23 protein-coding genes, 1 tRNA gene and 3 pseudogenes are annotated in these 23,463 nt (G+C 70.4%); 15 read left to right on the forward strand and 12 right to left on the reverse strand.

Going from position 1 to position 23,463, the window contains the following annotated elements:
- Nucleotides 1-129: pseudogene (locus tag ACFVZW_RS28565) on the reverse strand (hydrolase TatD); the annotation flags it as partial.
- 31 nt (nucleotides 130-160) lie between these two features.
- On the opposite strand from ACFVZW_RS28565, the gene ACFVZW_RS28570 reads away from it, so the two are divergent.
- Nucleotides 161-898, forward strand: coding sequence for a Tellurium resistance (locus ACFVZW_RS28570; RefSeq protein ID WP_384526988.1), 738 nt, complete (start codon nucleotides 161-163; stop codon nucleotides 896-898).
- Between the two features lie 33 nt (nucleotides 899-931).
- On the opposite strand, the gene ACFVZW_RS28575 is transcribed toward ACFVZW_RS28570, so the two are convergent.
- The gene (locus ACFVZW_RS28575) at nucleotides 932-1,828 is read right to left on the reverse strand and encodes a TerD family protein (protein ID WP_384526991.1); all 897 of its coding nucleotides are present in this window, start codon (nucleotides 1,826-1,828) and stop codon (nucleotides 932-934) included.
- Nucleotides 1,829-2,005: 177 nt separating this feature from the next.
- Between ACFVZW_RS28575 and ACFVZW_RS28580 the strand changes: the two genes are divergently transcribed.
- From ACFVZW_RS28580 to ACFVZW_RS28590, 3 genes are read left to right on the forward strand one after another with little or no spacing between them, the layout of a single operon-like run.
- On the forward strand, nucleotides 2,006-3,175 hold the full coding sequence (locus tag ACFVZW_RS28580; RefSeq protein WP_384526994.1) for an HpcH/HpaI aldolase/citrate lyase family protein: 1,170 nt from the start codon (nucleotides 2,006-2,008) through the stop codon (nucleotides 3,173-3,175).
- A 9-nt stretch (nucleotides 3,176-3,184) separates the two neighbouring features.
- Nucleotides 3,185-5,758, forward strand: a complete 2,574-nt coding sequence (locus ACFVZW_RS28585; RefSeq protein ID WP_384526996.1) for a phosphoribosyltransferase — start codon at nucleotides 3,185-3,187, stop codon at nucleotides 5,756-5,758.
- An 11-nt stretch (nucleotides 5,759-5,769) separates the two neighbouring features.
- Complete coding sequence (locus ACFVZW_RS28590) at nucleotides 5,770-6,627, forward strand: HAD family hydrolase (protein ID WP_384527069.1); 858 nt, start codon at nucleotides 5,770-5,772, stop codon at nucleotides 6,625-6,627.
- Here the strand turns inward: ACFVZW_RS28590 and ACFVZW_RS28595 are convergent.
- Nucleotides 6,602-7,207, reverse strand: a pseudogene (locus ACFVZW_RS28595) (DedA family protein); the annotation flags it as partial. The gene ACFVZW_RS28590 and the pseudogene ACFVZW_RS28595 overlap by 26 nt on opposite strands.
- Nucleotides 7,208-7,355: 148 nt before the next feature.
- Between ACFVZW_RS28595 and ACFVZW_RS28600 the strand changes: the two are divergent.
- Nucleotides 7,356-8,510 carry a sensor histidine kinase gene (locus ACFVZW_RS28600; RefSeq protein WP_384526999.1) on the forward strand — a complete coding sequence of 385 codons (1,155 nt, stop codon included), beginning with the start codon at nucleotides 7,356-7,358 and terminating at the stop codon, nucleotides 8,508-8,510.
- Complete coding sequence (locus tag ACFVZW_RS28605) at nucleotides 8,510-9,148, forward strand: response regulator (protein WP_384527071.1); 639 nt, start codon at nucleotides 8,510-8,512, stop codon at nucleotides 9,146-9,148. Before ACFVZW_RS28600 ends, ACFVZW_RS28605 begins: the two co-directional genes overlap by 1 nt.
- 186 nt (nucleotides 9,149-9,334) lie before the next feature.
- Here ACFVZW_RS28605 and ACFVZW_RS28610 read toward each other — a convergent pair whose 3' ends face one another.
- From ACFVZW_RS28610 to ACFVZW_RS28620, 3 genes are all read right to left on the reverse strand, one after another.
- Nucleotides 9,335-9,556 carry a zinc ribbon domain-containing protein gene (locus tag ACFVZW_RS28610; RefSeq protein ID WP_384527002.1) on the reverse strand — a complete coding sequence of 74 codons (222 nt, stop codon included), beginning with the start codon at nucleotides 9,554-9,556 and terminating at the stop codon, nucleotides 9,335-9,337.
- Between the two features lie 9 nt (nucleotides 9,557-9,565).
- Nucleotides 9,566-10,882, reverse strand: coding sequence for a hypothetical protein (locus ACFVZW_RS28615; RefSeq protein WP_384527074.1), 1,317 nt, complete (start codon nucleotides 10,880-10,882; stop codon nucleotides 9,566-9,568).
- A gap of 170 nt (nucleotides 10,883-11,052) precedes the next feature.
- Complete coding sequence (locus ACFVZW_RS28620; protein WP_384527005.1) at nucleotides 11,053-11,826, reverse strand: DUF4097 family beta strand repeat-containing protein; 774 nt, start codon at nucleotides 11,824-11,826, stop codon at nucleotides 11,053-11,055.
- A gap of 166 nt (nucleotides 11,827-11,992) precedes the next feature.
- On the opposite strand from ACFVZW_RS28620, the gene ACFVZW_RS28625 reads away from it, so the two are divergent.
- From ACFVZW_RS28625 to ACFVZW_RS28635, 3 genes are all read left to right on the forward strand, one after another.
- Nucleotides 11,993-12,067 (forward strand) — tRNA-Val (locus ACFVZW_RS28625).
- A gap of 418 nt (nucleotides 12,068-12,485) precedes the next feature.
- Nucleotides 12,486-12,890 carry a hypothetical protein gene (locus tag ACFVZW_RS28630; protein WP_384527008.1) on the forward strand — a complete coding sequence of 135 codons (405 nt, stop codon included), beginning with the start codon at nucleotides 12,486-12,488 and terminating at the stop codon, nucleotides 12,888-12,890.
- A 419-nt stretch (nucleotides 12,891-13,309) separates the two neighbouring features.
- A complete protein-coding gene (locus ACFVZW_RS28635; protein ID WP_384527011.1) occupies nucleotides 13,310-13,963 on the forward strand; it encodes a hypothetical protein in 654 nt (217 codons plus the stop codon).
- Nucleotides 13,964-14,586: 623 nt separating this feature from the next.
- On the opposite strand, the gene ACFVZW_RS28640 is transcribed toward ACFVZW_RS28635, so the two are convergent.
- Nucleotides 14,587-15,261, reverse strand: coding sequence for an HNH endonuclease (locus ACFVZW_RS28640; protein WP_384527014.1), 675 nt, complete (start codon nucleotides 15,259-15,261; stop codon nucleotides 14,587-14,589).
- 707 nt (nucleotides 15,262-15,968) lie between these two features.
- Here ACFVZW_RS28640 and ACFVZW_RS28645 point away from each other — a divergent pair.
- Nucleotides 15,969-16,748, forward strand: coding sequence for a phosphotransferase (locus ACFVZW_RS28645; RefSeq protein WP_384527017.1), 780 nt, complete (start codon nucleotides 15,969-15,971; stop codon nucleotides 16,746-16,748).
- A gap of 32 nt (nucleotides 16,749-16,780) precedes the next feature.
- Here ACFVZW_RS28645 and ACFVZW_RS28650 read toward each other — a convergent pair.
- A pseudogene (locus tag ACFVZW_RS28650) lies at nucleotides 16,781-16,974 on the reverse strand (IS5/IS1182 family transposase); the annotation flags it as partial.
- 111 nt (nucleotides 16,975-17,085) lie between these two features.
- On the opposite strand from ACFVZW_RS28650, the gene ACFVZW_RS28655 reads away from it, so the two are divergent.
- Nucleotides 17,086-17,625 (forward strand): flavoprotein, encoded by a 540-nt coding sequence (locus ACFVZW_RS28655; RefSeq protein ID WP_384527020.1) that lies wholly within the window; start codon nucleotides 17,086-17,088, stop codon nucleotides 17,623-17,625.
- Nucleotides 17,626-17,891: 266 nt separating this feature from the next.
- On the opposite strand, the gene ACFVZW_RS28660 is transcribed toward ACFVZW_RS28655, so the two are convergent.
- Entirely contained in the window at nucleotides 17,892-18,587 is a 696-nt protein-coding gene (locus ACFVZW_RS28660) for a hypothetical protein (protein ID WP_384527023.1), read from the reverse strand.
- Nucleotides 18,588-18,619: 32 nt separating this feature from the next.
- Entirely contained in the window at nucleotides 18,620-19,585 is a 966-nt protein-coding gene (locus ACFVZW_RS28665; protein ID WP_384527026.1) for a DNA adenine methylase, read from the reverse strand.
- A gap of 200 nt (nucleotides 19,586-19,785) precedes the next feature.
- On the opposite strand from ACFVZW_RS28665, the gene ACFVZW_RS28670 reads away from it, so the two are divergent.
- Nucleotides 19,786-20,283: a DUF4231 domain-containing protein gene (locus ACFVZW_RS28670; RefSeq protein ID WP_384527029.1), complete on the forward strand. Its 498-nt coding sequence runs from the start codon at nucleotides 19,786-19,788 to the stop codon at nucleotides 20,281-20,283.
- Nucleotides 20,283-21,074 carry an MBL fold metallo-hydrolase gene (locus ACFVZW_RS28675; protein WP_384527032.1) on the forward strand — a complete coding sequence of 264 codons (792 nt, stop codon included), beginning with the start codon at nucleotides 20,283-20,285 and terminating at the stop codon, nucleotides 21,072-21,074. Before ACFVZW_RS28670 ends, ACFVZW_RS28675 begins: the two co-directional genes overlap by 1 nt.
- 78 nt (nucleotides 21,075-21,152) lie before the next feature.
- On the opposite strand, the gene ACFVZW_RS28680 is transcribed toward ACFVZW_RS28675, so the two are convergent.
- Nucleotides 21,153-21,911, reverse strand: a complete 759-nt coding sequence (locus ACFVZW_RS28680; RefSeq protein WP_384527035.1) for a GntR family transcriptional regulator — start codon at nucleotides 21,909-21,911, stop codon at nucleotides 21,153-21,155.
- 191 nt (nucleotides 21,912-22,102) lie between these two features.
- On the opposite strand from ACFVZW_RS28680, the gene ACFVZW_RS28685 reads away from it, so the two are divergent.
- Nucleotides 22,103-22,327, forward strand: coding sequence for a hypothetical protein (locus tag ACFVZW_RS28685; protein WP_384527038.1), 225 nt, complete (start codon nucleotides 22,103-22,105; stop codon nucleotides 22,325-22,327).
- Nucleotides 22,328-22,562: 235 nt separating this feature from the next.
- The gene (locus ACFVZW_RS28690) at nucleotides 22,563-22,811 is read left to right on the forward strand and encodes a DUF2277 domain-containing protein (RefSeq protein ID WP_384527041.1); all 249 of its coding nucleotides are present in this window, start codon (nucleotides 22,563-22,565) and stop codon (nucleotides 22,809-22,811) included.
- Here ACFVZW_RS28690 and ACFVZW_RS28695 read toward each other — a convergent pair.
- A complete protein-coding gene (locus ACFVZW_RS28695) occupies nucleotides 22,771-23,394 on the reverse strand; it encodes a DedA family protein (RefSeq protein WP_384527077.1) in 624 nt (207 codons plus the stop codon). The two genes, ACFVZW_RS28690 and ACFVZW_RS28695, sit on opposite strands and share 41 nt — an antisense overlap.
- Nucleotides 23,395-23,463: the final 69 nt, after the last annotated feature.

Here is a 23,463-nt window from a genome sequence, read left to right on the forward strand (position 1 = left end):
GTACTGGGCGGCACGGAAGGGCTCCCAGCCGAGGAGGGAGTCGAAGTAGACGAAGAACGAGGCGGGTGAGGTGCGGGGCGGGGCCGACCCCAAACTCGGCTCGACCACCCCCCCCCCCCCCGCCGCGTATGCCATGGCATCAAGTGGGGGGTGGGGACACATGGCCTTCTGGGACGGCCTCTTTCCGGGCAGGGCCGCGCAGTTCGACTCGGGCAGCGCGTCCAGCAACTCCATCGACCTCACCAAACGGCGCCCGACGGTCTCCCTGACCAAACAGGGCGCCGCCACCGGAAATCTCCGGGTCAACCTCTCCTGGCGGATGCGCACCTCCGACATCGAGGGCCGCTCACGCCAGAGCGGCCAGCTGCTCCGCCACCCCTCGAAGCTCTTCAAGCCCGAGGTCGTCCAGGCGCACACCCAGAGCATGGTCAACGTCGACCTGGACCTCGGCTGCATGTACGAGCTCGCGGACGGCAGCAAGGGCGTCGTGCAGCCGCTCGGCAACTTCTTCGGATCGCTGAACGCGCCGCCGTACGTGAACCTGAGCGGCGACGACCGGTTCGGCGGCTCGTCCGGCGAGACGATCTTCGTCAACCTCGACCACCGGGACGCGATCAAGCGGCTGCTGTTCTTCGTCTACATCTACGACCAGACCCCGGCCTTCGACCGCACGCACGCCAAGGTCACGCTCTACCCCAGTAACGGGCCGCGGATCGAGATCGAACTGGACGAGCGCGCCCCGCAGGCCCGCTCCTGCGCGGTGTTCACCGTCGAGAAGGCCAAGGACGAGCTGATCGTCCGCCGCGAGGTGAAGTTCGTGTACGGCTTCCAGGCCGAACTGGACCGGCTGTACGGGTGGGGCCTGCAGTGGGGGCGCGGCTACAAGACCAAGGCCTGACCCGTGGCCTCACGGGCAGAGCCGAGGCCGGTCTTACGGGCGGACGAACTGCGGGCCCATCGGAGGCAGCCGGAAGTTCGGGTCCGGAGCGGGCGCGGCGGCCGCCGCGGGCTGCGGGTAGCCGTAGGCGGGCTGCGCGGGCGAGGCGGGCTGGGGATAGCCGTACGAGGGCTGCGCCGGGGAGGCGGGCTGTGGGTAGCCGTACGAGGGCTGCGCGGGCGTGGCCGGCTGCGGGTAGCCGTAGCCGGGCACGGGCGCCGGGGGAGTGGTGGGCTGCGGCGGTACGGGCACGGGGGGCTGGACGACCGTCGCGTCGAGCCCCGGGTCCGCGGCGGCCGGAGCCTCGCCCGCTCCCGAGCCGGACGTCCCGTCGTCCGTGCCCTCGTCCACCGAGATCCCGAAGTCGGTGGCGAGCCCGACGAGCCCGGTGGGATAGCCCTGCCCCACCGCGCGGAACTTCCAGCCGTCCCCGCGGCGGTACAGCTCGCCGCAGATGATCGCCGTCTCCTCGCCCGTCTCCGCCTTCACGTCGAACAGGGCCAGCGGCTCCCCGTCCGCCGCACCGGCGTCGTACAGCAGGATCCGCAGGTCGGAGACGGAGCGGAAGGTGTCGCCGTCCGAGGAGGCCGCGATCACCACCTGGTCGACGGACGGGTCGAGCCCGCCGAGATCGGCCTCGACCGTGTCGGTCAGCCCCTCCGCCACCCGCTTCTTCGGCAGCCGCCGCACCAGCCCCGAGGGGTGACGCGGCTGGTTGTAGAAGACGAAGTCCTCGTCGGAACGCACACGGCCGTCGGCGCCGAGGAGCAGCGCGGAGGCATCCACGTCGGGGACCCCCGGTCCGGGGGTCCAGCGGAGCACGGCCCGTACGGCCGCGGTGTCGAGAGGGACGTTGGAGCCCTTCAGCATCGCGTGCGTCATGACCGTCATCCTGCCTTCCCGGTCTGCCCGTGGACAACGCGGGGGCCATGGCGAACGGGGAGAGATACACCGGATGCGGATGAGTTACCTGGATTTCATGCTGGAAGGGAACTAAGGACACCCGCACCTACGTACTATTACCGGCCACATGTCGTCAGGGCCCACAGAGGCAGTCGGGGGAGTTACATGCGTCATTTCGGGCACATCCCGTCCGCTTCGCGGGCCGGGCTGTTCCACCAGGAGCCGGCCGAGTTCACCGCCGACTCGCCCGCGAGCACGCTCGCCGTGGCCCTGGGGGCCACCCTCTACAGCCCGGCCACCCGGCCGCGGCTCGCCGACGACGTGCGCAAACAGGCCGCTCGCGGGGTCGTCTCCATGGTGCTGTGCCTGGAGGACTCCATCGACGACGCCGATGTGGAGGCGGCCGAGGCCAATCTCGTCCGCCAGTTCGCCGACCTCGCGGCGGCGGACGCCCCCCAGGACGTGCCCCTGCTCTTCATCCGGGTCCGTGAGCCCCACCAGATCACCGATCTGGTCGCACGGCTCGGCGACAGCGTCCGCCTGCTGTCCGGCTTCGTGCTGCCGAAGTTCACCGAGACCCGCGGACGGGCCTTCCTCGAATCCCTCACCGTCGCCGAGAGGGACAGCGGACGGCGGCTTTTCGCCATGCCCGTCCTCGAATCGCCCGAGCTTCTGCACCTGGAGACCCGCGCCGCGACCCTCGCCGGTATCGCCGCGACCGTGGACAAGCACCGGGAGCGGGTCCTCGCCCTGCGCCTCGGCGTCACCGACTTCTGCTCCGCGTACGGGCTGCGCCGCTCGCCCGACATGACGGCCTACGACGTCCAGCTCGTCGCCCATGTCATCGCCGACGTCGTCAACGTCCTCGGCCGCTCCGACGGCACCGGCTTCACCATCACCGGGCCCGTCTGGGAGTACTTCCGGCTCGGCGAGCGCATGTTCAAGCCCCAGCTGCGCCGCAGCCCCTTCCTGGAGGGCCGCGCGGAGGACCTGCGCACCGCGCTCATCGAGCACGACCTCGACGGGCTGCTGCGCGAGATCGAACTCGACCGGGCCAACGGCCTGCTCGGCAAGACCTGCATCCACCCCACCCATGTGGTGCCGGTGCATGCGCTCTCCGTGGTCAGCCACGAGGAGTACAGCGACGCCCAGGACATCCTGCGGCCCGAACGCGGCGGGGGCGGCGTGATGCGTTCCGCGTACACGAACAAGATGAACGAGGTGAAGCCGCATCGCGCGTGGGCCGAACGGACCCTCCTGCGCGCCGAGGTCTTCGGCGTCGCCAAGGAGGACGTCGGCTTCGTCGATCTGCTCACCGCCGGACTGGCCGGCTGACGGAAGGTGATGGACGACGTGGTGTGGTCGGGAACGTGGGTCGCGGAGCGACTGGGCGTCGAACTGATCGGCGGCGAGGAGCTCCCGGGCCTGTTGGGCCTCGCACTGCGCCGCAACCCGAAGCGCGCGCATCTGCTGGTCTCCAACGTGCTCGGCAAGCACGTGCCGCAGCGCCCCTCGGTGGTCCACGGCGCCGGGTACGACCTGGGCGTACGCGTACGTGAGCTGCTCGGCGACGAGGAGGCGGCACGGGCCGTCGTCCTCGGGTACGCGGAGACGGCGACCGGCCTCGGCCACAGCGTCGCCGACGGCGTCGGCCTCGCCCCCTACCTGCACTCCACCCGGCGGCCGGTGGCGGGCGTCGCCCCGGCCGGCGGCTTCGAGGAGTCCCACTCGCACGCCACCTCGCACCTGCTGCTCCCGGAGGACCCGAAGCTGCTGGCCGGTGACGGCCCGCTGGTCCTCGTCGACGACGAGTTCTCCACCGGCAACACGGTCCTCAACACCATCCGGGACCTGCACGAACGCTACCCGCGCGACCGGTACGTGATCGTCGCCCTGGTCGACATGCGCACCCCCGCCGACCGGGACCGGCTCACGGCCTTCGCGGCCGAGATCGGCGCCCGTGTGGACCTGCTGACCCTCGCGGCGGGCACGGTGGGCCTGCCGGAGGGCGTCCTGGAGAAGGGCCAGGAGCTCGTGGCGCGGTACGAGGCGGCCGCGCCCGGCACGCCTGCCCTGCCGGCCGCGGATCACGCCCCGCAGGCCGGTACCGCCGTCCCCGCGCCGCGCGGTACGGCTTCGCCCGTACGGGTCGACCTGGACTGGCCCCAGGGCGTGCCGGACGGCGGCCGCCACGGCTTCACACCGGAGCACCGCTCCCGCCTGGAGGTGGCCCTCCCGGCGCTGACGGCGCGGCTCGCCGAGGCGCTCCCGCCCACGGGCCCCGCTCGCGTCCTCGTCCTCGGCTTCGAGGAGCTGATGTACGCGCCGCTCGCGCTCGGGGTCGCCCTGGAGGAGCGCGGTCTCGACGTCTCGTACTCCACCACCACCCGTTCGCCCGTCCTCGCCGTCGACGACCCCGGCTACGCGATACGCACCCGGCTCGTCTTCCCCGCCCACGACGAGCCCGCCGACGGGCCCGGCGAGCGGTACGCCTACAACGTCGCAGGCGCCGGCTTCGACGCCGTCGTCGCCGTCGTCGACTCCGTCGCCGACACCCCCGAGCTGCATGCCCCCGACGGCCTGCTGGCCCGGCTCGCGGAGCACATCCCGCACGTGGTCCTCGCCGTCGTCCCCTCGTACGTCCCCCCGTACGTCCCGTCGTACGGACGGGTGTCCGCGTCGATTCCCGTCTCCGCGTCGATTCCATCCCCCGCTTCGATTCCCGCTCCCGCCACCGAAGCTCCCGAAAGGAGCTCCATGCTGCCCGAGCCCCTCCGCGGCCCCGCCTTCTCCTCGTACGCCCCCGAGGAGGTCGGCTGGCTGCTCCAGGACCTCTCGGACGTCGAGTTGGAGGCCCCGACCGAGGAGCGCGAGGAGGCGATCCAGAGTGGAGGCGCCCACTACGCCGAGTCGCTGCCGGTCGAGTACCAGCCGAGCGACCGGTACCAGGAGCTCTTCCACGCCGCCTTGGAGACCTCCGCCGCCCGGATCGCCCGCGCCGTCGGCACCGTCACCGAGACCGTCCTCGCCGAGAAGGCCGGCACGCCCGTCCTCGTCTCCCTCGCCCGCGCCGGCACCCCCGTCGGCGTCCTCATGCGCCGCTGGGCCCAGGCCCGCCACGGCCTCGACCTGCCCCACTACGCCGTCTCCATCGTGCGCGGCCGCGGCATCGACGCCAACGCGCTGCGCTGGCTCGCCGCCCACCACGACCCGGCCGACGTCGTGTTCGTCGACGGCTGGACCGGCAAGGGCGCCATCACCCGCGAACTCGCCGAGGCGATAGAGGAGTTCGAGCGCGCCGAGGGGATCACCGGCTTCGACCCGGAGATCGCCGTCCTCGCCGACCCCGGCTCCTGCGTGCGCACCTACGGCACCCGCGAGGACTTCCTCATCCCGTCCGCCTGCCTCAACTCCACCGTATCCGGCCTGATATCGCGTACGGTCCTGCGCGCCGACCTCGTCGGCCCCGACGACTTCCACGGCGGCAAGTTCTACCGCGAGCTCGCCGGCGCCGATGTCTCCAACCACTTCCTCGACGCCGTCACCGCCCGTTTCGACGAGGTCGCCGAGGACGTCGACACCGCCGTCAAGGAGCTGCTCACCGCCGACCGCACCCCCACCTGGGAGGGCTGGGCGGCCGTCGAGCGGATCAGCGAGGAGTACGGCATCCACGACGTCAACCTGGTCAAGCCCGGCGTCGGCGAGACCACCCGGGTCCTGCTGCGCCGCGTCCCCTGGAAGATCCTCGCCCAGCGCGGTGCCGGCGCCGACCTCGCACACGTACGGCTGCTCGCCGAGCAGCGCGGGGTGCCCGTCGAAGAGGTCGACGGACTCCCGTACACCTGCGTGGGACTGATCCACCCCCAGTACACGAGAGGCGCCACAGGCGCCGACGGGAAGGCGGTGGTCTCCCAGTGACCGGCACCGTGATGGTCGCGAGCGACCTCGACCGTACGCTGATCTACTCCTCCGCCGCCCTCGCGCTCGGCATGCCCGACGCGCAGGCACCCCGGCTGCTCAGCATCGAGGTGCACGAGTCCAAGCCGCTGTCGTACATGACCGAGGACGCGGCCGTGCTCCTGGAGCACCTGGGCACCGAAGCCGTCTTCGTACCCACCACGACCCGCACCCGCAAGCAGTACCAGCGCATCCAACTCCCCGGACCCGCACCGAAGTACGCGATCTGCGCCAACGGCGGGCACATCCTCGTCGACGGCGCCACCGACCGCGACTGGCACGAGGCAGTGGTGCGCCGACTGGCCGACGAGTGCGCTCCGCTCGCCGAGATCCGCGCCTACTTCACCGCCACCACGGACCTGTCCTGGGTGCGCAAGCACCGGGTCGCCGAGGACCTCTTCGCGTACCTCGTCGTGGAGCGCGAGCGGCTGCCGGAAGAGTGGCTGAAGCGGTTCGGCGACTGGGCCGAGGACCGCGGCTGGACGGTCTCCCTCCAGGGCCGGAAGGTGTACGCCGTGCCCAAACCGCTCACCAAGAGCGCGGCGATGCGCGAGGTCGCGCGCCGCTGCGGCGCCACGCTCACCCTGGCCGCCGGGGACTCCCTCCTCGACGCCGACCTGCTGCTCGCCGCCGACCGCGCCTGGCGGCCCGGCCACGGCGAGCTCGCCGACACGGCCTGGACCGCCCCGCACCTCGACATCCTCGGCGAGCGCGGCGTGGCGGCGGGCGAGGAGATCCTCCGCCGGTTCCGGGCGACCGTGGCCGAGCACCACGCTTCGGTGCCGACACAGCTCAACGGATCCCCCGCCGTACTCCCCGACCCGGCCTGAACAGCCGCAGCCCCACGAAGCACACCACCGCACCCGCGGCCGTCACGAGCACCGCCTTCGAGTACACCGACACATAGCCGGTGACCTGCTCCCAGTTGTCGCCGAGCGCGTAACCGGCCAGCACGAAGGCGGTGTTCCAGATCGCGCTGCCCAGCGTCGTCAGGACGAGGAAGACGGGCAGCGGCATCCGTTCGATGCCCGCGGGCACGGAGATCAGACTGCGGAAGACCGGCACCATCCGCCCGAAGAACACGGCCTTGGTGCCGTGCCGCGCGAACCACGCCTCCGTGCGTTCGATGTCCGCGACCTTCACCAGCGGCAGCCTCGCCGCGATCGCGACGGTCCGCTCCCGGCCCAGCAGCGCCCCCACCCCGTACAGGGCGAGCGCGCCGATCACCGAGCCGGCCGTCGTCCACAGCAGTGCGGCGAGCAGATCCATCCGGCCGCTCGCGGAGGCGAACCCCGCGAGCGGCAGGATCACCTCACTCGGGATCGGCGGGAAGAGGTTCTCGAGAGCGACGGCGATCCCCGCACCGGGAGCACCGAGCGTGTCCATGAGGTCGTTGACCCAGGTTTCCATGGCTTCGACGGTAGGAAGCCGGAGCGGGCGGCGGACTGGTGCCGGCCGCACAGCACGGCTGCGGGTTTCCTCAGGTGTGGCCGTGGCATCCACAGGTGTGGTTTTCCGCAGTGCGGGCGGGCGGCGACTGCCGTTAGCGTGGCCGATCATGAGGACTCTCGCCGGCTACGTCACGCGCTGGCTCCGGGTGGCGGCCGGTCTCGCCCTCGGGGCCGCGACCGCCGTCGTCGAGCTGCTGTTCCTGATCGTCGGCGGACTCGCCCTGCTGCCCGTACTCGCCTGGCCACGCGGCCGAGCCGCCGTCCTGCGGACCCTGACCGCCGCCGCCCACGCCCTCGGCCGGCTGGAGCGGAACCGGCTCGACCGCTTCCTCGGCGTGAAGCTCCCGGGCGTCCAGGGAGACGGCGCGGCCCTGCGCCACCTCGCCGCACGCTGGCCTCTCGGACTCCTCGGCGGTGTCGTCCTCGGCTGCGCCGCGTACGGCCTCGGCCTCGGCACCTTCGGCTTCTACGGCTGGCTGATCACCGAGATCGACCACCCCTGGCTCGTCGCCTTCGGCAGCCTCGCCGGGTTCTTCCTGCTCTTCCTGTCCGTCCAGGGATCCCTCGGCGTCGTCTCCCTGGAAGGCCGGCTGGCCCGCCACCTCCTCGGGCCCCGTCAGGCCCACGCGTTGGAGGCCCGGATCGCCCAACTCGCCACCAGCCGCGCCGAGGTCATGGACGTCGTGCACGACGAGCGGCGCCGTATCGAGCGCGACCTCCACGACGGCGTACAGCAACGGCTCGTCGCCCTCGGCATGTTGCTCGGCCGCGCCCGTCGGCTGCGCGCCCGCGACCCGGAGCGCGCCGACGAACTGCTGCGCCAGGCCCACGAGGAGAGCCGGCGCGCGCTGACCGAACTGCGCGAGGTGGCCTGGCGGGTGTACCCGACCGTCCTCGACGAGGCCGGCCTCCGCGCCGCCCTGGAGAGCGTCGCCGAGCGCAGCCCGCTGCCGGTGGGGCTGGCGTACGCCGTGCGAGGGCCGCTGCCGCGGGCGGCGGAGACGGTGGCGTACTTCGTCGTCTCGGAGGCGGTGACGAATGTGGTCAAGCACGCGGGCGCGACCCGGATCGACGTACATGTGGCCGTGACGGAAGGGGAGTTGAGCGTGCGGGTGACGGACGACGGAGCGGGCGGCGCGGACGCGTCGGGGAGCGGACTCAGCGGCCTCGCGAGCCGGACGGCGGCCCTGGACGGGCGGTTCGCCGTGGACAGCCCGGTGGGCGGCCCGACGGTCGTGCGGGCGGTGCTCCCGTGCGCGTGATGCTGGCGGAGGACTCGACCCTGCTGCGGGAAGGGCTCGTACGGCTCCTGACCGAGGAGGGCCACGAGGTGACGGCGGCCGTCGGCAACGCGGTCGAACTGCTGACGGCGGTGGCGGCGGCCCCGCCGGACGTGGTCGTCGCGGACGTCCGGATGCCGCCGACGCACACGGACGAGGGGCTGCGGGCGGCCCTGGAGATCCGCCGGGAGTGGCCGGACGTCGGCGTGCTGGTGCTCTCGCAGTACGTGGAGCGGCGGTACGCCACCGAACTGCTGACCGGTGAGTCGGGGGCGGTGGGATACCTGCTCAAGGACCGGGTGGCGCAGGTCGACGAGTTCCTGGACGCGCTGGAGCGGGTGGGGGAGGGACGGACGGCGTTCGACCCGGAGGTCGTCCGCCGGCTCCTGGTCCGCACCTCCCACACCGACCCGCTGTCCCGGCTGACACCGCGGGAGGGCGACGTCCTGGCGGCGATGGCGCAGGGGCACACGAACGCGGCGATCGCCGGGCAGCTGCACGTGTCGCAGAGCGCGGTGGAGAAACACATCAACGCGATCTTCGACAAGCTGGAGCTGACGGGCAGGGGCGAGGGATACAGCAGACGGGTGCTGGCGATCCTGCGCTACTTGGGGAGCTGAGGGACTGGGGGACTGGGGGGGCTGAGGGTGCTCGGGAGGGGGCTGGGGGGCTGAGGGTGCTGGGGAGGGGGCTGGGGGGCTGAGGGTGCTGGGGCTGCTCGGGAGCTGACGCTTCTCGGGGAACTGGTCGGAACCGTTCCCCGCTCCCGTTGTGCAATCCCTCCGTTGTTCAGCCGCTCCCGTCGTTCAGCCGCAGCAGCCACCGCCGCAGCAACCGCCGCCTCCGCCTCCGCTGGGGGCGGGTGCGGCCGCTCCCGTCGCCGTACCACCCACGGCGACGGCGGAGAGCAGCTTGACGGTGTCGTCGTGCCCGGCGGGGCAGGACGCGGGGGCGGAGGACTCGGCCATCGGACGGCTGAGTTCGAAGCTGTCGCCGCAGGTCCGGCAGCGGTATTCGTAACGAGGCATACGGACAGGCTAGCCGGAGTGGTGCCCGGCGCCACGCTCCTCGCGGATCTGCTCGACGACGCGCGCGGCGGCGGTGCGGACGGCCTCGAGTTCCATCAGGAAGTGCCAGTAGTCGGGGTGCCGTCCCTCCAGCGTGCCGATCGCCCGGTCGAGCCGTCCCACGGCGTCGTCGAGGGGGCGGGCGTGGCGGGGGTCGGGGGTGTTGCGCCCGTCCATGGCGAGGCGCTGGGCGTCGCGGATGGCGAAGCGGGTGCGGTCGATCTCGTGCTGCGGGTCCTTGGCGACGGCCTCGAGCCGGCGGAGCCGGTCGCCGGCGGCGGAGACGGCCTCGTCGGTGGTGTTGAGCAGGGCGCGGGCCGTGGAGAGCAGGCTGGTGGCGTCGGGCCAGCGCTGTTCGTCGCGGGCCTTGGCGGCCTCCTTGAGCTTCTCCTCGGCCTTGCGGACGCTGTCGCCTGCCTGCTCGGGCACGTGCTGGAGGTCCTGCCAGCAGGCGGCGGAGAAACGGCGCCGGAGCTCGGACAGGACCGGCTCGACCGCACCGGCCCGGGTGGTGAGCGCCTCGGCGCGGGTACGGAGGGAGACCAGGCGTTTGTCGGTCTCGGCGGCCCGCTCGGGCAGGCGCTCGGCCTCGGCGCGGACGGCCTCGGCGTCGCGCAGGACGCGGTCGGCGCGCTGGAGCGTCTCGGGGACGCCGTGGCGGCCGGCGCCTTCGTTGAGGCGGGTCAGTTCGGGGCCGAGGGCGGCGAGGCGCGCGGCGAGATCGTCTGCTCGCAGACCGGACTGGCGCGCCGTGTCGAGAGCGGTGCTCGCATTCCGGAGCGCCTGTCGCGCCCGCTCGACGGCGGGGGCGAGCCGGGCGAGCTGCGTCTCCGCCTTGTCGAGCAGCGGCCCGAGCCCCTGCTCGAACCGGTCCAGCTCCCCCTTGACCCGTACGAGCTCGTCCTTGGCGCGGGTGAGTTCGGTGCGGGCACGGTTGGCGGTGGCGGCATCGAGCTCGTCACGGTCGAGGTCGTGGGCGTCGACGGCGGTGATGTAGGCGTGGCTGACCTCGTCGATCCGCTGCCCGAGGGCGGAGAAGCCGTCGACGGCTTGTCGGGCGCCGGGCGAGCTGTCGACGGCGGTGATCGTCTCGATGGAGATCCGCAGATCACGCTGGGCGGTGTCCAGCTCGTAGAACGCGGCGGCCGCGGCGTCCTTGGCGGCCTGCGCCTCGGCCCGCTGACTCTCGCCGCGCCCACCGAACCAGCGCCGCTGACCGCCGCCGGCGAAGGCGGCGGGAAGAAGGGCGAGGGCGAGCAGAGGCAGCGCAAGCGCGACCCGTCCGATGCCGCCCCCGCGTCGTACGTCCGCCCCGGTTTCCGTCTTCGCCCCCGTCGTCACGGCGCTCTTCGAACCGCCCCTCGCGTGAGTCGCCGCCACGTCCCTCTCCCGTGCTGTGTCCGCCCTGCCCGGTCTGGTTCATTGTCCCACCAGGTAAGGACGAACACACGGGCCTGTCAGTTCGCGCTGCGGACGACGACTTCCCCGTTGTCGCTGCGGGCGGTGACGACGTGGGGGCTGCCCTTGCGGGTCGGCACGTCGATCCGGACGCTGCCGTTGTCGCTGCGCCCGTCGACGTCGTAGGAGGCCGGGCCGGTGGGGAGCGCGATGTCGATCTCCCCGTTGTTGCTGACGGCCTCGACGCGCCCGGGTACGGCGCTCAGGGAGAGCCGTACGGCGCCGTTGTCGGACCGCGCGACGATCTGACCGGAGGTGGTGCCGCCCTCGACGACGACCTCGCCGTTGTTACTGGCCAGGTCGAGCGCGCCGGAGGACCCGCGGACGAGGACGGCGCCGTTGTCGGACCGCACCTTCAGCGGGGTCTTGAACCCGTCGGCGGTCACCTTCCCGTTGTCGTCCTCGACGGTCACGGCGACGCCGCGGGGGACCTGGATCCGGTGGACGGAGTCGCAGTTGCTGGCGACGGCGTCGCACTCCACCCGCAGCGTGAGCCGCCCGCCGTCAAGGCGCCAGGTGGCGTCGGGCCCGTCCCCCATGAACACCCACCCGTCGACCTGCCGGCTGACCCGCACGTCCTCGATGTCGGCGGGCACGATCTCCAGGGCGGAGTTGTCGGAGTCGACGGTGAGCGCGTCGCCGGAGAAGGCGAAGCTCTTCCGCTCGATGGGCGCCCCGTCGACATCGGCACTCCCACACCCACCGACCCCGAGAGCGACGACGACGGCCCCGCCGGAGGCGAGGAGCATACGGATGCGGCGACGAGCGGCCATGACGATCAAACCCCCAGGTAAAGCGCTGACTGTCCCCACAAGGTACGGACCCCACCCACCCCGCCACGATCCGGCGACCCACCGTCCGATGGTGGGGCTACCCCCCCGACCCCGCCCGGTTTGCGGGACCCACCGGTGGGCCATGTACGCTGTTGCCTCATTCCACGGGTGCGTAGCTCAGGGGTAGAGCGCTGCTCTTACAAAGCAGATGTCGGCGGTTCGAAACCGTCCGCGCCCACCAGCAGGAGACACGACGAAGGCCCAGGTCACCGGTACTGAACCGGGAGCCTGGGCCTTGTTCGTTCCCCGAGGGGAGAGGTGCCTGTCGGTTACGGGTCATGTCCCATGGTGTGGTGTAGCGGCGGGCAGCTGTTCTCTGCCCTGGGTGGTCGGCAGCCTGTCGCGGTGCCCGTCGCGTGCGCCGGGCCAGGAAGCGGTTCGGGGGGAAGGTGATCCGTGGGCTATTTGCGGTACTTCGCTGCCGTGCCGCCTCATCCTCGTGAAGTGTGGTCGCCGACGACTGTGACTTGAACATGTTCAAACTCCGCGCCAGGGTACGGCGTGGGTTCTTGAGCCCATCGGTCGCGCATGCGGCCTGCGGAACCCGCTAGGGGTGGAGTGTGTTGCGTTCCCGTCGTACTGCGCTGATCTTGATCGCCATGGCCCTTGCGCTCACGGCCTGCGGCAGGCTCTACGACCTGCCGCCGCCTGAGGGTGAACCGGTCGTTCTGAAGCCGGCCGAAGTGGCTACCACCTGGACCGATTCCGACGGCGGCACCCTCACGCTGAAGAAGGACGGGACGTTCATCGCCGACAAAGTCTGCATCGCCGTCGGCTGGTACGAGGGTTTGACCTGGTCCGGGACAGTCGCCTGGGGGCAAGGCTCCAACGAGAAGCAAAGCTTCGTCGGTGTGACCTTCGACGCCGCTCACCCCGAAACGCGTGAGCGGGAGCCCGACTCCTACGCCACCTTGAGGCAAGGCAAGGTCCTGAAGCTCTGGGCCGCCGTCGGCGATCCGGACCACGACTATCCGAACTGCGTCCTGACCAGCCCGGCGAGTTGACCCGGTTGCCGCGCGGCCGGGTGAGGTGCACATGGACCGGCATCGCACCTGAGCGGTTTAGTCGATCGTGTCCCCCCGACCGTGATGGAGGGGAGCAGCCCTCGGTAGTGTCGGGGAGGGCCTCGGTGTCGGCAGTGGCGTAGACGGTGGCCATGCTCTCTTCGGAGAGGAGGCGGCGGGGGAAGGCGATCCATTCGTCGTGCATTTCGGCCAGCGCTGCGGTGGCCAGTCGTAGGACGGCATCGAAGCACCCGCCTTGATCCCTTACGCCACGGGAGGGGACACGATCCCGGTGACAAGCCGCTGTTGCAGATGAACGGGGTGCGACGGCAGGCGACGGGTGAGACGCATTTGGTGTGCTCAGCCCTCATGCGCTTGAGTGTCCACGTCAAATCAGTAGTGAGTGCGAGGGGTTGACGTTGAGTAAGGCAGCACGGGGGATCGCGGCCGGAGCGGTACTGATGGTCGTACTGACGGCATGTGGTGGTTCGGACGACGGCCTGGAGGCCTTCCGTGGGGACGGCGACAAGCCTCCGGTCACGCTGACGGCGGACATGGTCCGCACCGCCCTCCCCAGCAAGGCGAGCGCCCCCAAGGGCTTCGAGGGTGACGACATCGAGGTCGAGGTCGGCGACGAGGCCGTCGAGGCGTGCACCGGATCGACCGAGTCCAACTGCGGCGGGCTGCTCAGTATGGGCGGCACCGACTTCGACACGGATGACAGCGGTCGGAGCGACAGCTCCGACTACGACGGTGAGGTCGTCTTCGGCATCCTGGCCTTCCAGAGCCCGGACGACGCCAGAGCCACGTACAAGGCCCTGGTCACCGAGGAGCGCAGCAAGGCCGAGAAGGACGGAAAGGCGAAGCCCGTGGAGATCGACGCGGGCGCCGAGGAGACCGATGCCTTCGAGGACGCCGACGGCGAGACCATGGTCATGATGCGGATCGGCAGCGTCGTCGCAGTGGTGAACGGCGACGGCACCTTCGTGGAGAAGCCGAACTACAACGACTTCGCGAGACTGCAGATCGACCGGCTGAAGAAGACCGCGAATGGCATGAACCCCGACGCGTGATCCGTCCAGCCTCCACAGCTCCGGCCCCGCGCGGCCGCCGGGCCGGGGCGGAGGCCGGGCGCACCCGAGCAGGGAACGGCGGGTACCCGGCTGCGCGCCTCTCGTGTGAGCGGCGTGTGCCTCGTTCGCGCGCGTGATCTTGAGCATCCATTTGTGCAGGTCAAGGAAGCTGTCGTCGCTTACCTGATCACGGCCTCCGGCGCCGTGTGCCCCGAGCCACGCGGCCCAGGAAGGCGCGCATGGGGGCCGAAGAACCGGTCCTGGTGGTGGCCAGCGTCTGACATCCACGGCTGACATCAATCAGGGTGGACGCGGGCGGTCTCAGGTGGTCGGCAGTGGCAGGGGAGTGCCCGGTCATCGACCGCGTACGGTCTGCCCGGGCGAACTGCCAGGCAGGTGCCAGCGGTTCGAAACCGTCCGCGCCCACCTGTGCAAGGCCCCCGCAGCGCGTCGCTGCGGGGGCCTTTGCCAGTGGTGGCCGACGGCAGTCGCTCACTCGGGGCCGGCGTCGCTGCAGCAGCCGGTCCATGTGGCCCCCATCGCCTCCCTCGCGTGATCGCCGAGCGCGGTCCCGGGCCGAAGCCCGGGGAGGGCGCCGACCAATGCCGATCCGCTGACTGTGGCTACCTTGCGGCGAGTCGCTGGCTGGCCACGTGGTAGGCCCATGCGTGCGTCGCCGCCTTCTTGTCCACGCCGAAGTGTTTACCCGTGGCCGCATCCAGGACTCGATGGTATTCCTCGGCGAGATTCCATGAAGCTGCGGAAAAGTCGGACTCAGTCCAGCCGTAAAGATGCTCGAGCTCGAATTTGACTTCCGTCATGAACTCGAGCTCTTCGCGGGGTGTCATTTCCGTATTCACTCCCTGAGAATGCAGCCATTCCTTCAGGTCCTCGGGGGCTTGGCGCCATTTGCTGCCGGAGTCCCTGAGTTCGGCGTAATCAACCCACGCCCAGAAGGCTTCCGCATCGGCAATATCCGGCGCCTGCTTGTGGTGACTCTCGCAGAGGAGGGCAAAGTTGCGAACATCCATCGAGCCGCCCAGGGACGTGGGCACCACGTGGGCTCGATCAGCCGGGGTGCCCCAACACACCAGGCAGGACGCCTCGTCCATGCCAAGGTAGTCGGCAATCGCCTGCCTCGATGGGGGTGACTTCCTGTCCTTCGCATTGGTCTCACGCGTGCGAAGCGGCAAGAGTTCAACGTCGTACCAAAAGCCCTCATCCCCTTCCGGATAGTCAATCTGAATCTCATCCGGTATGAGGTTGCTCTGCCTCTGGGAGTTCTTGGCTTCGTACATGGGTGTTATGAGTGTGGTGAGGTGTGGCAGGATCACATTGGGGAGAAAGTGTCGGATCATATCCCAGGAATCAGTGTCGTAACCCCCTGCGCTGTTCCGATGCCCCTGGACCCTGAAGAAGAGCGTTCGAGGGGCGCCAGGGTTGGTCCTTTGCGCCAGTCTCGCGACTTCAAGAATGCGATGAGCGCATCGTTCGAAGTTCTCGTACACGGCCATGTCGTGGTAGAGCATGACCCCTTTGAGGGGTGCGGTGCTCCGCCTGGTCGCCTTACGTCCCCTCTGCTTCTTCTTGGGCAAGCGTGTCTCCTAGGCAGGCGTGAGAGTCCCAACCTGGATGATGTCAGCGGCCACTGACATCGCCTCAGATAGCTGAGGAAGAGATGCAAGGCCGCCTTGGGAGTCGGATTCCTTTGAGGGCGGGACCGGCCGGAGGCGGCCAGCCCCCCCACGAGCGAGCACTACGAGATCGTCTTGTCCTGCTTCCTGCGAAGTGACACCCCCGAGTCCGCACATCGCAGTCCCGGGGTACGGAGGCCTTCTGCGACACGAGTACGACACGGAGCCGACCGTGCTCATGTTCCTCGGGGCCTCAGGGCTGTCCCGTAACTGGCAGCATTCCATGGCGAGATCACAGCTCAGAGGGTGCGGATGGTGCTTGCGATGGGCGCGTTAGGGCACTGGCGTGGGGGGCGGGCTACGCTGGCCCAATGATCGAGGACGGCGCCACTGACAGGGGGAGCGTGACCACGGTGCGGCGGATCGGCGAGACGATCCGCCGGCCGGCCGGCGAGTGGACGCCTGCGGTGCACGGCTTGCTGAACCATCTGGAAGCGGTGGGATTCACTCAGGCTCCGCGAGTCATCGGCACCGACGGCACCGATGAGGTCCTGTCGCTGCTGCACGGCGAACCCGCGTTCTCGCCCTGGCCGTCGGTCCTGCGGTCGACCGTCGGAATCAGCGAACTGGGGCGCTGGCTACGCGACTACCACGACGCTGTCCGGGACTTCCAGCCGCCCGCCGACGCGCGATGGCAGGGCCAGGAGGCCGAGTGGAGTCCCGGCATGGTCATTCGGCACGGCGACCTCGGCCCGTGGAACTCCATTTGGAACGGCGACCGACTGACCGGCTTCATCGACTGGGACTTCGCAGCGCCCGGCCATGCCCTCGACGACCTCGCACAGCTGGCCTGGTACGCCGTGCCGCTGCGTCCCGCCGAGCAGCAGCGAAGAGCATCGATCGCCGGTGAGTTCACCCTGCGGAGCCGCCTCGACGCCCTTTGCGCCGCCTACGGGACACAGCCGGCAGCAGTTCTCGATGCGCTCGATGCCGTCCAGTCCCGCGAGGCCGAGCGCATCGAACGGCTCGGCCGGCGAGGCCACGAGCCGTGGGCGACGTTTCTGGCCCGCGGAGATGTGGCCGAGATGGAGGCCGAGCGATCCTGGCTCCGATCGGAACGCGCGGTTCTCCTCGGTGGTTCGGGCGGCTGAGCACAGCTCGTCCCGGCTGGCCATGTGTCTTGGGTGAGCCGACGCCGACCGATGAGGGCCGCGGGGATGCGGGCAAGGCGCGGAAATGCTCGGCCTTGCGCTCGTAGCGTCGGTGGAGGCGTCGGCAGTCGGCGAACCAGGACGCGGCTCTCTCCATCACCCAGCGGTGACGTCCCTGGCGTTGTGGGGACTCGACGCCCTCGCGGTTGGTTCGTACCGTGAGTCCACCTACGGTCCGCACGCCCCGCAACTGCGGCAGCGTGTGGCTTACGGGTGTGCCTGTTCCGCGCTCGACTCCACTCGGAGCAGGGGCGGTTGCGTGTGATCGGATAGGCGCATGAGGACCTTGTACCTGTTCAGCAGCGCCGCGTCGCCCGTGTTCGACATCGCCCGCGTCGTCGAGGACGCCCAGGCCGACGGATGGGACGTCTGCCTCGGCCTGACGCCGACCGCCGCCCGGTGGCTCGACAGGTCCCTCGACGGCCTCGCCGCGCTCACCGGGCACCCCGTGCGCTGGGACTACAAGCTGCCGGGCGAGCCCGACGTCTGGCCGAAGCCGGACGCGATCCTCGTCGCGCCGGCCACGTTCTCCACGATCAACGCCTGGGCGCTCGGGATCACGGACAAGTTCGTGGTGGGGGTGGTCGCCGAGGGGATCGGGAAGCGGATCCCGATGGTGGCGATGCCGTGCGTGAACGCGGCCTACGTCCAGCATCCGCAGTTCGAGCGGTCGGTCGAGACGCTTCGCGGCGCCGGGGTGACGGTGCTGTACGGGGAGGGAGGCTTCGTGCCGAATCAGCCGGGTCAGGGTGATCCGGGGGCGTACCCGTGGCGGGCGGCCCTGGACGCCGTGCGCGACCTGCCGCCCGGCGCCTGACCCCGGACACGTCGAAGCCGTCCGGGACCTGTCGCCCAGCGCCTGACCCCGGACACGATCAAGCCGCCCCCAAGCCGCTCCTCCCGCGCCAGAAGCCCTCACGCCGAAGCCCGCGCGCCCCAAGCCCCCGCCCCCGCCCCTCCCACCCCGAAGCGTGCGAGGGGCGGCGGCGTTCAGTGGTGGATAGGGCGGGCGGATCCAGCCCGAGCGCCATGTCCCTCAGCGGTCCGCGTGCCTGCGTCGCGTCGGGGCGGCAAGGCAGCGCGTCAGAGTGTGCCCAGGTGGTGTTTGGCCACGTCGGCGACCGATGAAGCCTCGTGCGCTGCCCGGGCCTTCAGGGATTCGTAGGTCGTGATCTCCGGGCCCTGGAAGGTGATGGACAGCCTTCGTTCCTCGCGGGTGGCTACGTGGGTGTGGGTGAGGGGGAAGGCCCAGAAGCAGGTCCCGCAGATCGACTCGTCCTTGGCCGCGAGGTTCGGGCAGTGCTCGCACGACCAGGACTTCGAGCGGTTGTCGGAGGCGCAGAGCGGCATGTAGTCCTCCAGCCGTAGCTCCGACTTGTCTCCGCCGATCAGGAAGGGGACCCGGTGGTCGGCCTGGAGTTCCCTGCCCTCGAACTCGCCGTCGCATATTCCGCATTTGTTTCCGAATTCCTGGTTCAAGGTCTCCCTGAACTTCTTCGGAATGCTGACGCGGCCGGCTTTGCCGACCGTCATCTCTTCCACCAGCGTGTAGCGCGCGATCGTTCTGCCGGTGGAACTCTTTACATTGACCTTCGATAGGGTCGCCCCCGCGTCCTTCAAGTCCCCGATCACGCGAGGGGGGTGGTTGTAGCCCATTTCGGTCAACTGTTCTGTGGTCAGCGAGCCGAACTCGAGCAGGTGATCGCGTGCTTTTCGGGCGCGTGGCCCCATGGGCAGTGCCGTGATCCACGCAACGAATTCTTCGCTGTAGCTCGCCATGGCGAGACTATAGAGCGAAGATGATCATGAGGCTAGACCAGGCTGTCCTGGTGCCAGGCCGTCTGTCCCATCCGCCTGTCGAGTTCCTCGGCACCGCCGAGGCGCCGTACCAGCGCGGGGGAGAGGTAGAGGGACTCCACCGTCGTCTTCTTCTTGCCCTGCAGCGTGGCCTGCGAAGAAACGCCGGCGACGATGTGGCGGTGGGTCAGTCCGAGTTCGTCCGGCAGTGCGAATCCGTACTTGTTGTCGGCCGTGACCACGTCGTACGAGACGATGAAGGACACGTCGTTGTCGACGGCCTTCTGGAGCGAGTCCGTGAAGGTGTCGCGGGTGAGGCCCTTGAGGTAGCGGTGGTCCGGGACGTCGCTCGTTCCCTGGTAAGGGGGGTCCATGTAGACGAGGTCCTCGGCGTTCGCGTTCACGAGGGGATCCTCATAGGAACCGGTGACGATCTCCGCCGTCTTCATCAGTTTCGACGCGGCGAGAATGCGTTCCGACATCACCTTCGGGCGCGCGCCCAGTCGACGATGATCGGCTCCCTGGTTGAACGCGCCGGTCTTGCTGTAGCGCACGGCCGCCTTGACGCAGCGGCACAGGAGGTACAGAAGGAGATCCGGCTGTTGCGTCCGGTTGAACTTCTCCCGCGCCTCCAGGTAGTACGAGCGCGGATCCTCCTGCTGCTCGTGCCACATGTGGACGTACGAGGCGATGAGCTCGTCCGGCTCGTTCGCGATCATCCGCCACAGGCCCATGAGGGGTGCGTTGACGTCCGAAATGCTCACATGGTCGGCGATGTCGTAATGGCGAGCGGCCATCGAGATCGCCGCCGAGCCCGCGAATGGTTCCACGAGTCGCTCGAGTTTCCCGTCGGGGAAGAGCGAAAGGATCTGACCGGCCAGGATCCGCTTGCTTCCCTGATAGGGAAATGCCTGGACCACGGTACGCGGGCCCTCTGTTTTCCAGGGGGTGTGCGGGGTGTCCAGGGAGGCCAGGGTCATGCGCGGCAGTCTACCGTCCTGCATATCCGCCCCCGGTGTGCGCGAGAACCCCGATCGGCTCGCGCCGCGTTCCAGGAGGCCCTCGGGTGGCGGTGAGGCCGCGGTGGGTGGGGAGTTGACCCTGCGCGTCCGGGGGCGGTGTACTCCCGGGTATGGATGAGGTGGGGGACGCTCCGGACGCCGGGGTCGAGGGTGGAGCCATGACTCCGCAGGGGTACATCGAGAGCCGGCTCGTGCAGTACCAGGAGTGGTACGACCGCAAGGCCACCAGGATGAAGGCCATGCACCTGCGGATGCGGACCGTATCCGTCGTCGGCGGCGCGCTCGTGCCCGTCCTGGTCAATCTCGATCTGTCGTTCGCGAGAATCACGGCCACCGCGCTCAGTCTGATCGTCGTCGCCTCCGTTTCGCTGGAGAGCGTGTACCGGTACCGCGAGCAGTGGAAGAACTACCGGTCGACCGAGCAGCTGCTCGGGCACGAGCGGGTCTATTTCGAGGCCAAGGTCGGGCCCTACCGGAATCTCACCGAGCGGGATTCCTTCACCACGCTGGTCGCCCGCGTCGAGAAGGCCATCGCCAACGAGAATTCCGCGACCCTCAATGTCATGACCCTCGGCGGGCAGGTGAACGCCGACGTGCAGCAGAACGGTGTGCCGGCGCCCCGGCCCGAGGCCGGGGCTGCGGCAGGCGGAAGCTGATGGACGACGACGCGCTGCGGATCACCGTGCTCGGATCCGCCACGCCCTACCCCAGGCCCGGGAACCCCTGCTCCGGATATCTCGTCGAGGGCGGCGGGGTCCGCGTGTGGGTGGACGCCGGCAGTGGGTCGCTCGGGGAGCTGCAGCGGTACACCGGGCTCGGGGAGATCGACGCCGTATGGATCTCCCATCTGCATGCCGATCACTGCTCCGACCTGCTCACCGCCTACTATGCGCTCCTCTACGCCGACATCCGGCTCGATGCGCCCATCCCTCTCTACGGCCCGGCCGGCATCGCCGATCGGCTCGCCGCGTTCCTGACCAACGGGCCGCAGCGCAGTCCCGTCGAAGACGCCTTCGCCGTCGAGGAGTTGCGCGACGGGCACCAGGCTCGGGTCGGCGGGCTCGGTCTGCTCGCCCGTGCCGTCGAGCACGGTGGCATGCCCGCCTTCGCGCTCCGGATCGAGGACCGGGACGGGCGCCGGATCGCGTACTCCGGTGACTGCGAACCCAGCCCGGCCCTCACCGAACTCGCTCGGGACTGCGAGCTGTTCGTCTGCGAGGCCGACGGCGAGGGGCCCGGGCACCACTCCGCCGAGCAGGCGGGGAGAACGGCCGTCGACGCGCGCGTCGACAGGCTCGTCGTGACCCACGTGGGGCCCGGCGTCGAGCCCGAGCGCGCGGTGGCCGGCGCCGGCCGGGTCTTCGCGGGCGAGGTCGCGTACGCCGCGCCCGGCGCCGTGTTCGCCGTCACGCATCGAACCGTCACGCATCGAACCGTCACGCCTTGAACCGTCACGCGTCGACTGTCACGCATCGAACCGTCACGAACTGAACCGTCACGCATCGAGCCGTCACGCGTTGACCGTTCACGCGCCGAAGTCGTACTCCAGGACGTACGACGCCGAGTCCAGCGTCATCTCGTTGAGCTCCACCGCAACCCTCCTGTCCGTGAAGGCGGTACGGCCGATCAGGATCACCGGCGTCCCGAACTCCAGGGAGAGACGGGCGGATTCGTCCGCCGTGGGCATCCGGCAGCGGATCTCCTCGCGGAAGTGGACCGGCTGGTGGCCGAGTTCGGTCAGCCGGGCGTAGGTGCCGCCCGGGCCCGTGTCCGGGGCCGTGATCGGGGTGCCCTGGGCGAGGGAGGCCGGCAGGTAGGAGACGGAGAGCAGGACCGGCTTGTCGTCCAGGACGAAGCGGCGGCTTCGGACGCAGACCGGGGAGTCCGGCGGCAGGCCCAGCGCCGCGGCCACCCGTGCGTTCGCCACTTCCTCGCCGACCTCGATCTGGTCCACGACCAGGGCCCGGTCCTCGATGTCCGCCGACCAGACCGAGCGGCCCGTGCCCCAGTGGTCCTGCGCGAGCCGGGGGATGCCCCGCCGGCGCAGCGGGCGGAAGGAGCGGACGAAGACCCCGGCGCCCTTGCGGGCCTCGGCCAGACCTTCGTTGCGGAGGACGGACAGGGCCTGGCGGGCCGTCATCCGGGCCACGTCGTACGTGGTCATCAGATCGTTCTCGCCGGGGAGCCGGTCGCCGGGGGCGAAGGCGCCTGACTGGATGGCGGTTCTCAACTCGTCGGCGATGCGCTGGTACTTGGGCCGACGACCGCTGTCCTGGTCAGTCATGGGTGGACCACTCCCTTCGTTGCGGGACACCCTACGGCGCGCTCGGACGAGCGGATGCACGTGTGTGCGCCGACCCGTGCGGTCGATCCATCCATCGGGGGACATCTCTAGAGATACGTTGACAGGGAGGAGTCAGCGCGTTTCTCTGGGTGTATCTCTAGAGATCTGGAGCTCCGGGACGGAGGGGATGCATGCAACCACTGCCCGAGGTCGGTGACCTCGTCCGTGACGCCGCCACCGGGCGGGTCGGTTTCTATGTGGACAGCGTCGCCGGCCGGCTTCTGATCCGGCCCGTCCACGGCGGCTGCGAGTGGGAGGCCGAACCCGGGGACGTGCAGCTCGCCACGCCCATGCGAGAGCTGCGGGCCCGCGCCGCCGAGATCAACGCGCGGAGCAGACGGGGCCTCGGGACCTGACTCGCCGGTGCCGCCAGCCCCCGCCGGTACGCCCTGCCAGGGCCCGCCGGTGCCGCCAGTAACCCGCCGATACGGCCCGGCGCCAGCCCCCGCCGGCACGCCCGTGCCCGGACCCGCCGGTGCAACCCGGACCCGACGGCACCGCCAGAGCTCGCCGTCCCACCCGGACCCCGCTCGGTACCGCCGGCACCCGACGGGACCTGACGTTGTCAGTGGGGCGCGTCACACTGGAGGCATGTGCCGCAGCATCAAGACTCTCCGACCGCCCGCCCTGCCCGAAGAGGCCACCGAGGAGGACATCCGCGCCGCCTCCCTGCAGTACGTACGCAAGGTCTCCGGCTTCCACCACCCCGCCGCGCACAACCGCGAGGTGTTCGACCGGGCCGTGGACGAGATCGCCGCCGCGACCGAGCGGCTCCTGGACGGCCTGGAGGTGCGCGGGCTCAGGAAGCCGGTGCGGGAGCCGCAGCCGGACGCCGTATGACGTAGGCCGCCAGGGCGCCCGCCAGGAAGAGCGCGAGGATCGAGACCCCCGCGCCGATCCAGGTCGCGCCCAGCCACAGCCCGCCGAACCAGCCGAGCGCCACGCTGTAGCTCGCCCAGGCCACGCCCGCGAGCGCCGACCACGGCAGGAACTCCACGATCCGGCGCCTGGCCGCGCCCGCGCCCAGGGAGACCACCGAGCGGCCCGCGGGGGCGAACCGCGCGATCACCACGAGCAGCCCTCCGCCGCGTGCCAGGGCCACGCCGAGACGTTCCTGCGCGACGGTCAGCCGACGTGAGCGCGCGATGGCCCGGTCGAGCCTGGCCCCGCCGCGCCAGGCCAGTCGGTACGCGACGAAGTCGCCGAGGACGGAGGCCGTGGCCGCGCAGAGGAGGAGGGGGAGTACGGAGGGGACGTCGGGGGAGGCCGCCGTGGCGGTCGCCGCCGCCGTCGCGGCCGTGATCACGAGGACCCCGCTCGGCAGCACCGGCAGGAAGACGTCGAGAAGCACCGACGTGGCCACCGCCGCGTAGATCCACGGGCCCGCGGTCAGCGACCGCAGTGACCCGATGCTGTCGAGCACATTCACAGCGCCAGAGCCTACGCGGGCGCGGTGTCCGAAAACGGGGCAGGGGCCGGAAACCGCACAAGC

Source organism: Streptomyces sp. NPDC059567, assembly GCF_042735655.1.
Classification (GTDB): Bacteria; Actinomycetota; Actinomycetes; order Streptomycetales; family Streptomycetaceae; genus Streptomyces.

Coding starts and splice junctions, on each gene's coding strand:
- ACFVZW_RS28570 (WP_384526988.1), top strand. CDS start 161: ATGGCCTTCTGGGACGGCCTCTTTCCGGGCAGGGCCGCGCAGTTCGAC.
- ACFVZW_RS28575 (WP_384526991.1), bottom strand. CDS start 1,828: ATGACGGTCATGACGCACGCGATGCTGAAGGGCTCCAACGTCCCTCTC.
- ACFVZW_RS28580 (WP_384526994.1), top strand. CDS start 2,006: ATGCGTCATTTCGGGCACATCCCGTCCGCTTCGCGGGCCGGGCTGTTC.
- ACFVZW_RS28585 (WP_384526996.1), top strand. CDS start 3,185: ATGGACGACGTGGTGTGGTCGGGAACGTGGGTCGCGGAGCGACTGGGC.
- ACFVZW_RS28590 (WP_384527069.1), top strand. CDS start 5,770: ATGGTCGCGAGCGACCTCGACCGTACGCTGATCTACTCCTCCGCCGCC.
- ACFVZW_RS28600 (WP_384526999.1), top strand. CDS start 7,356: ATGAGGACTCTCGCCGGCTACGTCACGCGCTGGCTCCGGGTGGCGGCC.
- ACFVZW_RS28605 (WP_384527071.1), top strand. CDS start 8,510: ATGCTGGCGGAGGACTCGACCCTGCTGCGGGAAGGGCTCGTACGGCTC.
- ACFVZW_RS28610 (WP_384527002.1), bottom strand. CDS start 9,556: ATGCCTCGTTACGAATACCGCTGCCGGACCTGCGGCGACAGCTTCGAA.
- ACFVZW_RS28620 (WP_384527005.1), bottom strand. CDS start 11,826: ATGGCCGCTCGTCGCCGCATCCGTATGCTCCTCGCCTCCGGCGGGGCC.
- ACFVZW_RS28630 (WP_384527008.1), top strand. CDS start 12,486: ATGGCCCTTGCGCTCACGGCCTGCGGCAGGCTCTACGACCTGCCGCCG.
- ACFVZW_RS28640 (WP_384527014.1), bottom strand. CDS start 15,261: ATGTACGAAGCCAAGAACTCCCAGAGGCAGAGCAACCTCATACCGGAT.
- ACFVZW_RS28645 (WP_384527017.1), top strand. CDS start 15,969: ATGATCGAGGACGGCGCCACTGACAGGGGGAGCGTGACCACGGTGCGG.
- ACFVZW_RS28655 (WP_384527020.1), top strand. CDS start 17,086: ATGAGGACCTTGTACCTGTTCAGCAGCGCCGCGTCGCCCGTGTTCGAC.
- ACFVZW_RS28660 (WP_384527023.1), bottom strand. CDS start 18,587: ATGGCGAGCTACAGCGAAGAATTCGTTGCGTGGATCACGGCACTGCCC.
- ACFVZW_RS28665 (WP_384527026.1), bottom strand. CDS start 19,585: ATGACCCTGGCCTCCCTGGACACCCCGCACACCCCCTGGAAAACAGAG.
- ACFVZW_RS28670 (WP_384527029.1), top strand. CDS start 19,786: ATGACTCCGCAGGGGTACATCGAGAGCCGGCTCGTGCAGTACCAGGAG.
- ACFVZW_RS28675 (WP_384527032.1), top strand. CDS start 20,283: ATGGACGACGACGCGCTGCGGATCACCGTGCTCGGATCCGCCACGCCC.
- ACFVZW_RS28680 (WP_384527035.1), bottom strand. CDS start 21,911: ATGACTGACCAGGACAGCGGTCGTCGGCCCAAGTACCAGCGCATCGCC.
- ACFVZW_RS28685 (WP_384527038.1), top strand. CDS start 22,103: ATGCAACCACTGCCCGAGGTCGGTGACCTCGTCCGTGACGCCGCCACC.
- ACFVZW_RS28690 (WP_384527041.1), top strand. CDS start 22,563: ATGTGCCGCAGCATCAAGACTCTCCGACCGCCCGCCCTGCCCGAAGAG.